Source organism: Hymenobacter terrestris (assembly GCF_013377905.1).
GTDB lineage: Bacteria > Bacteroidota > Bacteroidia > Cytophagales > Hymenobacteraceae > Hymenobacter > Hymenobacter terrestris.
The window spans coordinates 84,769-98,912 of sequence record NZ_JABKAV010000011.1 but is presented as its reverse complement, the minus strand read 5'-3'; the positions used below and the strand labels follow the sequence as shown (position 1 = coordinate 98,912).

The following is a 14,144-nucleotide window of genomic DNA, read 5'->3' as shown; positions in this document are numbered from 1 at the left end:
GAGGTGGTCCGATCAGGCTGGACAGTTTAGGGCAGTAGGTTGAAGGAGTTGTTGATGAGTGCGATAGGGTGTCTGATACTCGAGGCTGGAGTGCACCCGGCCGTGATTGTAGCAGTCAACATATTCGGCGACGCTTTGCTGGGCATCGGCTAAATCGGTAAACACGGGCCCCTCGCGGAGTTCGAGCACCTCCGTTTTGAGGCGGGACTACAGGCTCTCGGCCTGGGCGTTGTCGTAGCAGTCGCCGCGACGGGCTTCAGAGCCTCTTTATGTCACTTATAGAGTAGTTTGGAGCTGCTATTCAGGCGCGGCCCGCGGCCCGGGTCAAATGGCTCTCGCCTGCCAGATGCAGGACTTCGGCGCGGAAGGAGGCGTCATAACGTCGACGTTTGGCGGGTTGAGGACTGTCTTCCGTGGCATTCGAAAGATAAAGCCCTATTCTGTCCACATTTACCCGACCACCTCACTACCCACGAAAAGTCGAATCAGACTATGGTAGGTTAGCTCGCAATGGGCCACCCCAAGCGGTTACTTGTAGGTGTTCGGCAACCTCCCCAAGGACATACCCACGAGAACATCTCGTCGATTCCCGCCGTTATGAGGTGCTACTCCGCTGCTCTAATGAACCACATCGACGACTCTATCGAGTACAAGCCGCCAGGGCTGTTAGTGGAGCAGTACCGATTGGAGGCCACGCACCTACCGGCTCACTTCCAAGCCGAGCACCTGCTTATTCTACACCAGGGCATCGAACCGGTGCGTTCGCACCGCCAGCACGGCACGGCGGTTGAAGAAGTGGTATTTCAGGCCGGCGACGCCGGCTTATACCCAGCCGGGGAGCGCGGCTTTGGGGGCTGGGACGGCCCCGTCGACGTCATCCAGGTGCACGTGGATGCGCTGGCGCTGGAAAACCACGCCCGCCAGGGCCTGGACCTGACGAGCTTTACGTTGCAGGATCGATTTTGCTTTCAGGACGGCTTGCTGACTGGGCTCGGGCGGCAGCTGCTGGCCGCGGCTGGGGCTGAACATGCGCTGGGACGGCTTTACGGTGAGTCGCTGGCCAACACGCTGCACTACCACCTTATCGCGCATCATGGCACGTTTGAGCGGCGCATCGCGGCGGGCCGGAATTTATCGGCCCCGGTATTGGCCCGCATCGACGCTTTCCTGGAGGCGGCCGTGGAGCAGTCCGTGACGGTGGAAGCCCTGGCCAGCTTGGCCAACCTGAGCGTGTTTCACTTTGCCCGCTGCTTCAAGCAGACCACCGGATACTCGCCGTATCAGTATGTTCTCAAGTGGAAAATCCGCCGCGCCCAACTGTTGCTGCGCGCCGGGGACCTGCCGCTGGCCGCCATCAGCGACGCGCTGGGCTTTGCCTCGCCCGCCCACTTTTCGGCCGCTTTCAAGCGGGCCCTGGGCCAAAGCCCGCGCGCGTTTCAGCAGAGCTGAGCCCGGCCCCAAACCCGCACGAATGTGTAAGTATTGAGCAGAAATTGGGCAAATTCCGGCGGCGACGCGGGGGACCTTTGAGGTAATCAAACAGGCAGCATTGCAGCCTTCTCACTTCCCTTACCCATTTCGCATGAATACGCCCCTTTCTCCCGCCAGCCCCCCCAATCCGTCGCTCAGCGAAGAATCCTCAAACCAGCCGGTGGCTTTGCCGCGCGAATACTCCGACGAGGAACTGGTGAAGCGGCTGCCCGGTTTTATCAATCAGTACGCCACGGTGAACGGCATCCGCCTGCACTACGTGGCAGGCGGCAGCGGCCGACCCCTCATCTGCCTGCCCGGCTGGCCCCAGACCTGGTATTCGTTTCATCCCGTGGCCGCCGAGCTGGCCCGGCACTACCGCGTGATTCTGGTGGACTACCGGGGCATGGGCACCTCTGACAAGCCCGAGACGGGGTACGACAAAAAAACCATGGCCCACGACGTCTACGAGTTGGTGCAGCAGTTGGGCCTGGGCACCGTTTCCCTGCTGGGCCACGACATTGGGGGCATGGTCGCCAGCAGTTTCGCCTACAACCACCCGGAGGCCACCGAAAAGCTCATCATCGTGGATGGCACCCACCCGTCGGAAGGGATGATGCAGATGCCTATACTGCCCGCGCCGGGCACCTTTGGCCCCCAAATGGACGGCCAGCAGCCCTACATCTGGTGGATGGCCTTCAACCAAATCAAGGGCTTGCCCGAAAAACTGCTGGCCGGTCGGTTCGAGCTCTTGCTGGATTACCTGTTTGCCTACGTGATGAAGGACGAAAGCAAGATGTCGGCCTTTGACCGGGCGGTGTACGCGGCCGTCTACAATCAACCCGAAAACATTCGGGCGGCCAACGCCTGGTACCAGGCCCTTGGGCAGGACATCGCCGACTCCAAAGCATATACCCAGCTTCACCTGCCGGTGCTCGGCATTGCCAGCTACGTGGCCCACGGGACCTTGCAGTACGGGGTGCCGGCCATGACCAGCAACGGGCGGGTGGTGGGCCTGCTCGACAACGGCCATTACCTGTTCGAGGAAAACCCGGCGCAGGTCATGAAGGAGGTACTGGGCTTTTTGAGCGAGTAGCCCAGAGACTAAACTTGCTGGCAACGTGCCGGAAATCCGGTATGTCTGCCACCAGCACTTCGCAGGCATAGCATAGGCATAGCATAGGCATAGCACAGGCAAAGTCGTCTTTTATCCCCTGCACTGCTTCACGCAAACGATCGAAACCGCCTGTTGCTGCCGCGTAGCTTTGCGGCATGGAATTTCAGAAGAGGAAATACACATTCCGGGGCATGGACGGGTTCGCCGGCTTCCGCCACGGCCAGGAGTACGAACTGGAACTGGGCACGAGTGAAGCCGACGACGAACGGCCGGCCGAGGTGGTCCTCGTCAACCCCGTCTCCAAGGCGTGGATGTATGGCAGCAAGCCGGAATTTGCTGAGCGCTGGGAGAAACGCTAACGGCTGCCTTGCGCGAGATTATCGTTCAAGTAAAGGGTGGCAAGGTAAACGCGCGCTGTTCAGAATTACGAGGGGCAACATATCCCACGGTTTGGATGCGCCGCTACGACCAGCCGCCGTGTGGTCTTAGGGTGTCCTTGTGGGCTAGACCGGACTGGAACCCTTAGCCGCCAATTTTGCCTGATATCTTGATTGACGCATACGCCCAGGCGGCGCCTGCGGCCAGCAGAAAATACCAGAGGGCGAGCGGGTATTCTCGCCGCAGCAGCGCCTTGAAGAACATAAATCCATTAGCAAGCACGGACAAGAGCACCAGGAGGATTACCCCCAGGAGGGCACCCCAGTCCCTCAAGCCGCTGAAGAGCAAGACGCCGAGCAGAAGCAAGCACCCGTTGAGCGTGAGCAGACCGCGCACAGTCATTTCTTTGCGCTCCTTGACAACGGGAGAATTAGGGGGCAGCGGATGCATTCAAATCAGTGGGCTGATTGGTACGAGGGTAAATGTAATGTAGAGCACGAACAGCCGCCTAAAGCGCGATAACTAAAGCGCTTCAGGAATCTACACAAGGCGAGCTTTTCCCAAGGAGTGTATGAGAGAATGGTTGCTGTTCAGGAAAACGGTCCGAAAGAATAACGAGGGCTTCCCTGTTATTAGTCTCGAACCGCTGCTTTTTTGTACATGACTGACCTTTCGATTGCCCAATCCGTGGCCCTCGCGCCCATCAAGAGCGTAGCCACCCGGCTGGGCATTGCCGAGGACGACCTGGAGCTGTACGGCAAGCACAAAGCCAAGCTGCCGCTGGCGCTGATTGACGCGGAAAAGATGGCGCGGGCCCAACTCATCCTGGTCACGGCCATGACGCCCACCCCGGCGGGCGAAGGCAAAACGACGATGTCCATCGGCCTGAGCGACGGGCTGAACAAGCTGGGCAAAAGGGCCATTGCCGTGCTGCGCGAGCCCTCCGTGGGGCCGGTGTTCGGGGCCAAGGGCGGAGCCACGGGCGGGGGACATGCGCAGGTGGGGCCCTTGGTCGACATCAACCTGCACTTCACGGGTGATTTCAGCGCGGTGGAAAAGGCTAACAACCTGCTGGCGTCCCTCATCGACAACGCCCTCCACACGCCGGGCCACCCGCTCAACCTCGACCCACGCGCCGTGCTCTGGAAGCGGGTCATCGACTTGAACGACCGCAGCCTGCGCGACATCATCATCGGCCTTGGCGGCAAAGCCAATGGGGTGATGCGCAGCGACGGCTTCAACATCACGGCCGCCTCGGAGGTGATGGCCATCCTGTGCCTGGCCACCAGCCTGGCCGATTTGAAGGCCAAGCTCGGCAACATCCTCGTCGGGTTCACCTACACGAACGAGCCCGTGTACGCCCGCCAGCTGAAGGCGGAGGCAGCCATGGCCATCCTGCTGCGCGACGCCCTGCAGCCCAATCTGGTGCAAACTCTGGAAGGCAACCCGGCCCTGGTACATGGCGGGCCCTTTGCCAATATTGCTCAGGGCACTAATACGGTGCTGGCCACTCGCATGGGCCTCTCGCTGGGCGACTACGTGGTGACGGAAGCCGGCTTCGGCGCCGACCTGGGGGCCGAAAAATTCCTAAACATCAAGTGCGGCTACGCAGCACTGGCGCCGGCGGCCCTGGTGATGGTGGCCACCATCCGGGCCCTGCGCCACCACGGCGGGGCCCCGCCCGTCGAAATCAACACCCCCGACCTGGCCCGGTGTGAGCAGGGGTTTGCCAACCTCGAAAAGCACCTGGAAAACGCCCAAAAGTTTGGATTTCAGCCCGTGGTGGCCATCAACCACTTCGTAAGCGACACAGCCGAGGAGGTGGCCCTGGTGCAGCGCCTGTGCCAGAATATGGGGGTGCAGGCCGTAGTGAGTACCAGCTGGGCCGAGGGTGGCGCCGGCGCCACCCGGCTGGCCGAGGCCGTGCTGGCCAGCATCGCGAGCGGCGCTAACCGCTTCCGGCCCTTGTACGCCTGGGACCAGCCCATCAAGGCCAAAATCGAGACCATTGCCCGGGAAATTTACGGAGCTGCCGGGGTGGATTACTCGCCCAAAGCCGAAGCCGATATTCGCCGCATCAACCGGCTGGGGTTTGCCCACCTGCCCATCTGCATGGCCAAAACGCAGAAGTCGTTTTCCGACAACGAAAAGCTCATCGGCCGGCCAGTGGGTTTCCGCGTGACGGTGCGCGAATTTGAGCTGGCCACCGGGGCCGGCTTTGTCATCCCCCTTCTCGGCTCCCTGCTGCGCATGCCCGGGCTGCCGGCCGTGCCCGCCTCCGAGGGCATGGACATCGACGACGACGGCGTCATCACGGGGCTGTCGTAACCGTGATTATCTTCACTTGATTATGCTGCTGGAGCAAGAGGAGACGTTCTAAGTGGGGAACTAATTTCCAGAAACTGTAATTACATATTTCAGGAGGAAATTATCAATTCCAGAACTGTGCATCGTGCCTTTGGGTATGGTCGTCATTTCCCAGAAGCCGCTGTGGGAGTTTTGGGAGCAGCACCCCGATGCGAAAGAAGCGCTGAGTGCCTGGTACGCCTTCGTACAGGAAAGCGACTGGGCCCGGCACGCGGATGTGGTGCGCGACTACAACACGGCCGACTACACCCGCGACGGGCGCTACGTGTTCAACATCCGGGGCAACCGCTACCGCCTGGTGGCCCGGCTGCACTTCGCCACCCGTACCGTGTTCGTCCGCTTTGTGGGCACGCACCAGCAGTACGACAACATCGACGCCGACACCGTTTGAGCACCCGCGTTGAGCACCCGTTGATTCTCTCCCATTTTATACGCTTCTTACTCATGGACATTCGCACCCAAGCCGACTACCAACAGGCCCTGGACCAGTTCACGGCCTGGATGGACCACGAACCCGCGGACCTGGCGCCCATGCGGGCACTGCGCGACGCCATCAGTGCCTACGAAAAGGGGCAGGGCTACGAATTGCCCGAGCCCCGGACGCTGGTGGGCCGGCTGGAGCTGGAGATGTACCGGCGCAAGCTCAACAAGAAGAATCTGGCCGCGCTGCTGGGCATCCCGGCCTCGCGCCTGAGCGACGTACTGCAGGGCCGCCGCATCAACCTGGACTTGGCCAAGCGCCTCTACCAGCGCCTGGGCATTCCCGCCGACTTCATTTTAGAGGCCGCTTAACGGGCCTGATCAGGCACAGGGCGCGTTCAATTAAAGGAGCGTTATATCCTTATTTGCTAGGGTAATACGCCACTAGCTGCCACTTGCCTACTCGGTACTCGATGTGGAATCCTGAGGGGTAGTACCCGGCCTCTAGGTCTAGTCGGCCCACTGCCAGCGCGGCTTCGGTCGGGCTCAGGAGCCGGACTCTCAGCGGCTCCTGTTGACACCGCACGGCGAAGCGGCGCAGCTCTTCGGCGTACGCCGTTGGCTTGACTCCCTGCATCAGCGAGGCAAAGGCGGAATCGGTCATGAGTCCCTTGCTCGCAGCAAGTGAGCCGGTTTCCAGTTGCTTGAGCAGCCGGTGCCAGGCCTGTGCGACTTCCTTCTCTTGGTGACTTGGCGCTTGCCCAAAAGAGGGGCAGGCGTATCCAAGAAGAACGAGCATCACTACACAAACGCATTTGGTCATTATCGTACGCAAAGGCAGCTGACAGTAAGGAGGGACAACTTACAACAGTTCACATAAACGGTCGGATGGTGAATGAGGGGTATTACCCCCACTCGTTCCATTCTAGTGCTTCGATATCTCGCCATAAGCCTTTACCGATGGGGAGGTACACCGCCGGTTCTAGGGTAGGGTCGATGCCCAATAGCACGCCCAGGGGCACCATGCGTCGGTCCGCTGCAGGAACTTCCGGCCCGGCTCCGGCGAAGATTTCCCAATCGTCCGCCTCCCACCGCATCATCTCCGTGGCGGCCGCCCCCCGCAACACCTGCACCTCAGTCAGGACCATGGAATGGGCCGGAACCGGGAAGGGCCACGGGCGGTCCAGCCACTGCCACACGGGCTGGGCCGTGGCGTCAAAAGCCTGTGCCATTTCGGGCACGTCCAACGTGCGGTGTAGGCCCTCGGGCACAATTTGCCACACCAGTAGGTCGGGTTGCGCGTGGTAGTCCACAGCACCCAACAGCACTCGGTTGCGCCACGAGGCGTCCACAGGTGCCAGCGTAAATGTGCCCAACAAGCCGAGCCATACCGAGAAACCCGCGTCGATGGGTTCCCTGGAGAGGCGGGACACGAAGGCGTCTAGGATTTCCCTGATCTGAGCTTGGGAATAGTACTCGCCGCCAGCAAAGACCAATTCGGCACCGACTATTAGGACACAGCCGATGGTGTAGGCATAGCGAGGCAAGGCTCCGCCAGTTACCACCGTGACATGGTAGCCGTGAGCGTTGATGTTGGCCTGGATCAAACGGAGAAACTCACTTTTCTGCATCATGCAAGCACTGAGATCTTGACTATACGGCGGAGCTTCATGGCCACGATAAGTTCAGGAAAACGGTCGTTTGGAAGACGTTATGAACCCTACCTCGGGGGGCTTAGTTAAGAGTGCCCGGGCTTTCTAAGGGCTTTCCTATAGAGTAGGTCAGCTATGCCTATAGACCCGCTATCTAAATCAACTCCGTCAACTCGCGCACGCCAATGGGTCGCTCGCGGGTGAAGCCCTCACCATACTCCGTACCGATGAGGTGGCCAAACTCGCGAGCCCGGGCCTCCATAAAGTCGCTGAACGCGGGCGTGGAGAGGTAAGTGGCCGGCTCCTGACTCTTGGGGTCGTGGAACTGGGTTTTGTAGGCTTGAATGGACTCCCATTTCTTTGCCCAATGGGCAGTAATATCCACTACAAAATCGGGCGCAATCTGGCGGTCCTGGATGTAGTGGTACACTACCCGGGGGCGCCAGGCGGCCTGGGGCTGGCCATCTTGGCCCAGGGTTTCAATCATGCGCAGGCCCGAAAGAAAGCAGGCTTCGGTGGCCACCTGGGCGGCCCGGCCGTGGTCGGGGTGCCGGTCGTGAATGGCGTTACAGAGCACGACATCGGGCTGGTAGCGGCGCAGGGCAGCAATGAGCACCAACTGGTGCTCCCGGTCGTTGCGGAAGAAGCCATCGGCCATGCCTAGGTTTTCGCGCACGTTGAGGCCCAGAATTTGGGTGGCGCGCGCGGCCTCCTCGGCCCGGGTCTGGGGCGTGCCACGGGTGCCCAGCTCGCCGCGGGTAAAATCGATGATGCCAATGGTTTTGCCCGCCGCCGCCGCCGCCAGCAGCGTGCCGGCACAGGACATTTCCACATCATCGGGGTGTGCCCCGAGGGCCAGTACGTCAAGTTTCATTTTGGAATCTTAGGAGTCTGAGTTTAGTCGGCTGAGGATTCGGGAAATTTGTCGTCCTCACCTCCCAGGATGACAGCCAGGCATCTCACACCTACTTAATGCGCAGCATACGGCCAATGCGCAACGTGCCGGTGCTGCCGTTCAAACGGCGCAGCTGAGCCTGCGAAACGCCATATTTCTGGGCAATACCCGAGAGGGTTTCGCCGCTTCTGATTTTGTGCGTTACGACGCGACGGGCCTGTGTAGGCCGTACTTTGCTGCTGCTGGCTGCTCCCGGCACGCTACCACCCCGGTAGCGGAGCGACTTGCTGTAGTAGTCGAACAGAGTCGAGGTAATCTGAAAATTGTCCTTGATGAGCTTGTAATCAGGGAAGTCGTAGAGCTCGTTGGGGTTGATGGGGTTGCCCTCGTAGCGCACTTCGAAGTGCAGGTGCGAGCCGCTGCTGCGTCCCGTGCTGCCACCCCAGCCAATTAGCTCCCCGGCCTTTACAAAGGTACCGGGCGTTACAAGAGCCTTCTGCAGGTGACCATACAGCGTTTCGATGCCGTTGTAGTGGCGCACCAGCACGTAGTTGCCGTAGCCGCTGCCGTCCCACTTCACCAGGCGCACCACGCCGTCAAAAGCCGTTTTCACCGAGTCACCGGTATTCAGGTCGAGGTCGGTGCCGTAGTGCCAGCGGTAGCCGCGGAAGCCGAAGCCCGAGGTAATGGGCGTTTTGGTAAGCGGCATTTTGGCGTAGCGCTGCTTCTCAGGCTCAATGAGCCGCAGGTTGAGCGTGTCCTTGATACGGCGGCCATCCACCCGGTACGGATTGATGTTCTGGGTGTCCCAGATAGCGTAGTAGCCGGCCACCTGAATCCAGCTGGAGTCAATCTGCACCTGCTCCTTTACCTCCACAATATGCTGCTCACCCTCGTTGAGCGTGGTCGTATCCTCGCTCACAATGGAGAGCTTGCGGGCCGGGTTGAAGAAGATAGACTTAGCCGCTTCGGAGTTATCGTCGGGTAGCTCCTCCGTCTGGATGAGTACCGTGGTATCGGGCCGCACGTAGCGAATAGTGGGCGTTTTGATGCGGAAAAAGTCCTTGCGCTTACCGGCGTCGCCAGATTTAGGCTTGGAAGTAGCGGGCACTTTGCGCCGCTGGGCCAGCAGCTGGCCGGGCAAGCCTAAAAACAGCCCGATCAGTAGTAGCGGCAGCAGCCAGTGTCTAACAAAATTCAGCAAGAGCAAAATGTTAATTAGTGAAGGCGTGGGGAAGCGAATGAGTGAATGCCGCAGGGTAAACGCCCTACCAAACCAACTGGTATATCCGGCTGGTTACACATTCACTCATTCGCTCATCCACGGCAATTAGTCGCCCAGGGCCGCCAGATAGCGTTCGGCGTCGAGGGCGGCCATGCAGCCGGTACCAGCGGCCGTAACGGCCTGGCGGTAGGTGTAGTCCTGCACGTCGCCGCAGGCAAACACGCCATCGACGTTAGTTTTGCTGGTGCCGGGCAGGGTTTTAAGGTAGCCCTGCTCATCGTGGTGCAGGTAGGGCTGGAATATTTTGGAGTTCGGGTCGTGGCCAATGGCCACAAAGAAGCCCTCGATAGCCAGCTCGCGGGTAGTACCATCGAGCACGTTTTTCACCCGCACGGCTTCCACGACGTGCTCGCCCAGAATTTCGTCGGTTACTGTGTGCCAGAGCACTTCAATCTTGGGATTGTCGAGCACCCGCTTCTGCATAATCTTCGAGGCCTTCATCTCGCCCTTGCGCACAATCATGTACACTTTCGAGCAGAGGTTAGCCAGGTAAGTTGCCTCCTCGGCGGCCGTGTCGCCGGCACCCACAATAGCCACGTCTTTGCCGCGGTAGAAGAACCCGTCGCACACCGCGCAGGCCGACACGCCCGAACCGTTGAGGCGCTGCTCGGAGGGCAACCCCAGCCATCTGGCCGACGCGCCGGTGGCAATAATAACGGTGTCAGCCGTCAGTTCCAGCTTCTCGTCAACGGTGATGCGGCGCGGGTGGGCCTCAAAGTCTACGGCCGTAGCAATGCCGTACCGGATGTCGGTACCGAAGCGCTCGGCCTGCTTTTTCAGGTCCTCCATCATTTCGGGGCCCATCACGCCATCGGGGTAGCCGGGGAAGTTCTCCACGTCGCTGGTGATGGTTAGCTGACCGCCGGGCTGCAGGCCCTGGTACATAATGGGATTGAGACCGGCACGGGCAGCGTAAATGGCGGCGGTGTAGCCGGCCGGGCCGGAGCCAATAATCAGGCAGTGAATGTGTTCGGGAGTGGTAGTGGCCATACAGTATGTAGCGGCGGCGGGCCAGGCCCGCGCCGGGATGGATTAAGGTTGGGGCTACAAAGGTAACAAGCCCGGACGGTTGGGCTGTTTTGGAAGAACATTCCTATCGTGCTTCGTAAGCTGACAGCAAACAAAAAGTGGCGAAGGCATGCTCTGCTACAACAAAAAACCCCAACCAGTGGGTCAGGGTTTGATGCTTGGGGGGTGTAAAAAATTACCCCAGATACGGTTTCAGCGCTTTGCTGCGCGAAGTGTGGCGCAAACGGCGAATAGCCTTCTCCTTGATCTGGCGAACCCGCTCGCGGGTCAGGTTGAACTTCTCGCCGATTTCCTCCAGCGTGAGCGAGCTTTCGCCGTTCAGACCGAAGTAGAGCGTAATAACGTCGGCTTCGCGCTTGGTGAGCGTGCTCAGGGCGCGCTGCACTTCCTTACGGAGCGAGTCGTTCATCAGGCCCGTGTCGGGGCTCTCCTCGTCCTCGTTTTCGAGCACGTCGAGCAGGCGGTTTTCCTCGCCCTGCACGAAAGGAGCGTCCACCGATACGTGGCGGCCCGAAATCTTGAGCGTGTCCACCACTTCTGAGGTGGTCAGCTCCAGTACTTCGGCAATTTCTTCGGGCGAAGGCTCGCGCTCGAATTTCTGTTCCAGCTCCGAGAACGACTTGCTGATTTTATTCAGCGAGCCAACCCGGTTCAGGGGCAGACGCACGATGCGCGACTGCTCGGCCAAGGCCTGCAGAATCGACTGGCGAATCCACCAAACGGCGTAGGAAATGAATTTGAAACCGCGGGTTTCGTCGAAACGCTTGGCGGCTTTAATCAGGCCGAGGTTGCCCTCGTTGATCAGGTCGCCTAGGCTCAGGCCCTGGTTCTGGTACTGCTTGGCCACCGACACTACAAAGCGCAGGTTGGCTTTCGTTAGCTTTTCCAGTGCCAACTGGTCGCCTTCCCGGATGCGTTGCGCCAGCGTTACCTCCTCATCGGGAGTCAGCAGGTCCACTTTGCCAATCTCCTGGAGGTATTTATCCAGCGACTGGCTTTCGCGGTTGGTAATCTGCTTGCTGATTTTTAACTGTCTCATTGCGGGCGCGAGAGGATGATAGTAGTGATGCTTCTGCTTGTAAACGTCATTTTTGATTCGTCGGGCGAATCCCCCCGTTCAACGGGTACTAGGCTCAGTTTAATGCAACGGCCCGGTACCCGCTAAAGTTCGGCGCAGGCGGTATTAAGCCGCGCCGTTGGAGTCGGCTGTACGCTCGGGCCTAGCCATGAGCACCTTCCGCGAGAGCCGGTATTTACCGGTTTTCTTGTCGATGTCAAGCAGTTTCACATCAATCTCCTGCCCTACTTCCAGCACGCCTTCCAGCGTGGCCAGCCGCTCGTGCGACACCTCCGAAATGTGCAAGAGGCCGTCTTTGCCTGGCATGATTTCCACGAAGGCACCGTAAGGCTGAATGCTGCGCACTTTGCCTTTGTAGGTTTCGCCCACTTCCGGCGTAGCGGCAATGGCGTTGATGCGGTCGATGGCGGCCTGCATGTCTTCCTGATTGGAAGCGTAAATGCTCACGTGGCCCTTCTCGTCCTTCTCTTCGATGATAACTGTGGCGTTGGTATCCTTCTGAATCTGCTGGATAACCTTGCCGCCGGGTCCGATTACGGCACCGATGTACTCCTTATCAATCAGCATCTTGTGCGAGCGAGGCGTATGCGGCTTCAGCTCGGCAGCGGGAGCCGAAATGGTCTTGGCCATCTCGCCCAGAATGTGCAGGCGGCCTTCACGGGCCTGGTGCAGCGCGGCGGTCATAATCTCGGCGCTCAGCCCCTGGATTTTGATGTCCATCTGGCAGGCTACGATACCTTTTTCGGTGCCGGTTACCTTGAAGTCCATGTCACCGAGGTGGTCCTCATCGCCCAAGATGTCTGAAAGCACGGCGTACTCGCCGGTTTCCTTGTCCTGCACGAGGCCCATGGCAATACCCGAAACGGCAGCGCGCACCGGAATACCGGCGTCCATCAGCGCCATCGAGCCGGCGCACACCGTGGCCATCGACGACGAGCCGTTCGACTCCAGAATGTCCGACACAATGCGCACGGTGTAGGGGTTCTCGTCATCCGAAGGCATTACCTTCTTCAACGAGCGCAACGCCAGGTTGCCGTGGCCGATTTCGCGGCGGCCGGGGCCGCGGTTGGGCTTCACTTCGCCGGTCGAGAAGGCCGGGAAGTTGTAGTGCAGCATGAACTTGCTGTAGCCCGACGTCATGGCCGTATCGACAATCTGCTCATCGAGCTTGGTACCGAGGGCAACCGTAGTCAGCGACTGGGTTTCGCCGCGCGTGAACAGGGCCGAGCCGTGCGCACCGGGCAGGTAGTTGATTTCGCTCCAGATAGGACGAATCTGGGTCAGGGCGCGGCCGTCGAGGCGGGTGCGCTCCTTGATCATCATGTCGCGGATGCCTTTCTTCTCCGCTGAAGCGTAGTAGCGGCCGAACATTTTCTGGTCGAGCTCGGGGTTTTCTTCGAGCAGCTTAGCCAGCAACGGCTTCTTGATGGCTCCGAAAGCCTCCTTACGACCGGCCTTGCTGGTGTTGCCCGACTTAGCCACGTCGTAAGCGCCCTGGTAAACCGCGTCGTTGATTTGCTTTTTCAGCTCCTCATTCTCCACGTACTTGGGGTAGTCGCGTTTTACCTTCGACTTCTCCACTTCGGCGGCCAACTCCAGCTGGGCTTTCACCTGCAGCTTGATGGCCTCGTGAGCGTAGGCAATGGCTTCTACCATTTCCTCCTCGCTCACCTCATCCATCTCGCCTTCCACCATCGCCACCGAATCAGCCGTGGCACCCACAATTAGGTCGATGTCGGCGCGGGCAATGTCGGCGGTGAGGGGGTTGATCTGAAGCTTACCGTCAATGCGGGCCACGCGAACCTCCGAGATGGGGCCGGCGAACGGGATATCGGAAATCGAGAGAGCAGCCGAAGCGGCCAAAGCGGCCAGCGCATCAGGCTGCACGGTGCGGTCGGCCGAAATCAGCGTAATCATCACCTGCACCTCATAGTGATAATCCTTGGGGAACATCGGGCGCAGAATCCGGTCGACGATGCGGCAAACCAGGATTTCCTGGTCCGACAGGCGGCCTTCGCGGCGCTGGAACGAGCCGGGAATGTTGCCGGCACCGCCGAACTTCTCTTGGTAGTCAACTGAAAGGGGCAGGAAATCCACCTCGCCGCGCGAGCTAGGCTGCGATACAACCGTGGCCAGCAGCATGGCATCGCCTAAGCGAACCACTACGGCGCCGTCGGCGAATTTGGCCAGTTTGCCGGTTTCGAGGGAAATCTGCCGACCGTCGGGCAGGGTGATGTGCTTGGTAACCGCGTGATAGTTGGGCATCGAGGGTGCTTTAAGGGAAAGCGTGCAGCGGGCGAGCAGCCGAAAAAACCGAACCGGCAATGGTCCCGTTTTGCTCTAAAAAAGATGTATCGGAATTTAAACAACAAAACCGGCGGAATGATGTAGCCGGCTTGGCACAAAAAAAGAGCAGGGAACCTTCCGGGTGGAAGGCTCCCTGCTCCGGAAGG

At 59.8% G+C, this 14,144-nt stretch carries 14 protein-coding genes and 1 pseudogene; 6 read left to right on the top strand and 9 right to left on the bottom strand.

Annotated elements, in window-relative coordinates:
- Nucleotides 1-12: 12 nt before the first annotated feature.
- A pseudogene (locus tag HW556_RS19000) lies at nt 13-192 on the bottom strand (integrase core domain-containing protein); the annotation flags it as partial.
- Between the two features lie 429 nt (nt 193-621).
- Here HW556_RS19000 and HW556_RS06215 point away from each other — a divergent pair.
- From HW556_RS06215 to HW556_RS06205, 3 genes are all read left to right on the top strand, one after another.
- Nucleotides 622-1,449 carry a helix-turn-helix transcriptional regulator gene (locus tag HW556_RS06215; protein ID WP_176899005.1) on the top strand — a complete coding sequence of 276 codons (828 nt, stop codon included), beginning with the start codon at nt 622-624 and terminating at the stop codon, nt 1,447-1,449.
- 133 nt (nt 1,450-1,582) lie between these two features.
- Nucleotides 1,583-2,566, top strand: coding sequence for an alpha/beta hydrolase (locus HW556_RS06210; RefSeq protein WP_176899003.1), 984 nt, complete (start codon nt 1,583-1,585; stop codon nt 2,564-2,566).
- A gap of 176 nt (nt 2,567-2,742) precedes the next feature.
- Nucleotides 2,743-2,946: a hypothetical protein gene (locus HW556_RS06205; RefSeq protein WP_176899001.1), complete on the top strand. Its 204-nt coding sequence runs from the start codon at nt 2,743-2,745 to the stop codon at nt 2,944-2,946.
- Nucleotides 2,947-3,109: 163 nt separating this feature from the next.
- Here the strand turns inward: HW556_RS06205 and HW556_RS06200 are convergent, their stop codons facing one another.
- Complete coding sequence (locus HW556_RS06200; protein ID WP_176898999.1) at nt 3,110-3,415, bottom strand: hypothetical protein; 306 nt, start codon at nt 3,413-3,415, stop codon at nt 3,110-3,112.
- A gap of 210 nt (nt 3,416-3,625) precedes the next feature.
- Between HW556_RS06200 and HW556_RS06195 the strand changes: the two genes are divergently transcribed.
- The 3 genes from HW556_RS06195 (at nt 3,626) to HW556_RS06185 (ending at nt 6,124) form a co-directional block, all read left to right on the top strand.
- Entirely contained in the window at nt 3,626-5,293 is a 1,668-nt protein-coding gene (locus tag HW556_RS06195; protein ID WP_176898998.1) for a formate--tetrahydrofolate ligase, read from the top strand.
- A 136-nt stretch (nt 5,294-5,429) separates the two neighbouring features.
- Nucleotides 5,430-5,723 (top strand): type II toxin-antitoxin system HigB family toxin, encoded by a 294-nt coding sequence (locus HW556_RS06190; protein ID WP_176898997.1) that lies wholly within the window; start codon nt 5,430-5,432, stop codon nt 5,721-5,723.
- A gap of 53 nt (nt 5,724-5,776) precedes the next feature.
- Complete coding sequence (locus HW556_RS06185) at nt 5,777-6,124, top strand: helix-turn-helix domain-containing protein (protein ID WP_088465645.1); 348 nt, start codon at nt 5,777-5,779, stop codon at nt 6,122-6,124.
- Nucleotides 6,125-6,173: 49 nt separating this feature from the next.
- Here HW556_RS06185 and HW556_RS06180 read toward each other — a convergent pair whose 3' ends face one another.
- From HW556_RS06180 to pnp, 7 genes are all read right to left on the bottom strand, one after another.
- Entirely contained in the window at nt 6,174-6,416 is a 243-nt protein-coding gene (locus HW556_RS06180) for a hypothetical protein (protein WP_176898996.1), read from the bottom strand.
- A gap of 241 nt (nt 6,417-6,657) precedes the next feature.
- Nucleotides 6,658-7,386, bottom strand: coding sequence for a DUF4262 domain-containing protein (locus tag HW556_RS06175; protein WP_176898995.1), 729 nt, complete (start codon nt 7,384-7,386; stop codon nt 6,658-6,660).
- A gap of 172 nt (nt 7,387-7,558) precedes the next feature.
- Nucleotides 7,559-8,278: a bacillithiol biosynthesis deacetylase BshB1 gene (bshB1, locus tag HW556_RS06170; RefSeq protein ID WP_176898993.1), complete on the bottom strand. Its 720-nt coding sequence runs from the start codon at nt 8,276-8,278 to the stop codon at nt 7,559-7,561.
- 91 nt (nt 8,279-8,369) lie between these two features.
- On the bottom strand, nt 8,370-9,503 hold the full coding sequence (locus HW556_RS06165) for a peptidoglycan DD-metalloendopeptidase family protein (RefSeq protein ID WP_246289539.1): 1,134 nt from the start codon (nt 9,501-9,503) through the stop codon (nt 8,370-8,372).
- Between the two features lie 126 nt (nt 9,504-9,629).
- Nucleotides 9,630-10,574, bottom strand: coding sequence for a thioredoxin-disulfide reductase (gene trxB / locus HW556_RS06160; RefSeq protein ID WP_176898991.1), 945 nt, complete (start codon nt 10,572-10,574; stop codon nt 9,630-9,632).
- Nucleotides 10,575-10,788: 214 nt separating this feature from the next.
- Complete coding sequence (locus HW556_RS06155) at nt 10,789-11,652, bottom strand: sigma-70 family RNA polymerase sigma factor (protein ID WP_176898989.1); 864 nt, start codon at nt 11,650-11,652, stop codon at nt 10,789-10,791.
- Nucleotides 11,653-11,796: 144 nt separating this feature from the next.
- Nucleotides 11,797-13,956, bottom strand: a complete 2,160-nt coding sequence (gene pnp, locus HW556_RS06150; RefSeq protein ID WP_176898988.1) for a polyribonucleotide nucleotidyltransferase — start codon at nt 13,954-13,956, stop codon at nt 11,797-11,799.
- Nucleotides 13,957-14,144 lie beyond the last annotated feature (188 nt).

Bases quoted from the DNA above. Each gene is read 5' to 3' on its own strand.
- HW556_RS06215 (WP_176899005.1), top strand. From the start codon at position 622: ATGAACCACATCGACGACTCTATCGAGTACAAGCCGCCAGGGCTGTTA.
- HW556_RS06210 (WP_176899003.1), top strand. From the start codon at position 1,583: ATGAATACGCCCCTTTCTCCCGCCAGCCCCCCCAATCCGTCGCTCAGC.
- HW556_RS06205 (WP_176899001.1), top strand. From the start codon at position 2,743: ATGGAATTTCAGAAGAGGAAATACACATTCCGGGGCATGGACGGGTTC.
- HW556_RS06200 (WP_176898999.1), bottom strand. From the start codon at position 3,415: ATGCATCCGCTGCCCCCTAATTCTCCCGTTGTCAAGGAGCGCAAAGAA.
- HW556_RS06195 (WP_176898998.1), top strand. From the start codon at position 3,626: ATGACTGACCTTTCGATTGCCCAATCCGTGGCCCTCGCGCCCATCAAG.
- HW556_RS06190 (WP_176898997.1), top strand. From the start codon at position 5,430: ATGGTCGTCATTTCCCAGAAGCCGCTGTGGGAGTTTTGGGAGCAGCAC.
- HW556_RS06185 (WP_088465645.1), top strand. From the start codon at position 5,777: ATGGACATTCGCACCCAAGCCGACTACCAACAGGCCCTGGACCAGTTC.
- HW556_RS06180 (WP_176898996.1), bottom strand. From the start codon at position 6,416: ATGACCGATTCCGCCTTTGCCTCGCTGATGCAGGGAGTCAAGCCAACG.
- HW556_RS06175 (WP_176898995.1), bottom strand. From the start codon at position 7,386: ATGATGCAGAAAAGTGAGTTTCTCCGTTTGATCCAGGCCAACATCAAC.
- bshB1 (WP_176898993.1), bottom strand. From the start codon at position 8,278: ATGAAACTTGACGTACTGGCCCTCGGGGCACACCCCGATGATGTGGAA.
- trxB (WP_176898991.1), bottom strand. From the start codon at position 10,574: ATGGCCACTACCACTCCCGAACACATTCACTGCCTGATTATTGGCTCC.
- HW556_RS06155 (WP_176898989.1), bottom strand. From the start codon at position 11,652: ATGAGACAGTTAAAAATCAGCAAGCAGATTACCAACCGCGAAAGCCAG.
- pnp (WP_176898988.1), bottom strand. From the start codon at position 13,956: ATGCCCAACTATCACGCGGTTACCAAGCACATCACCCTGCCCGACGGT.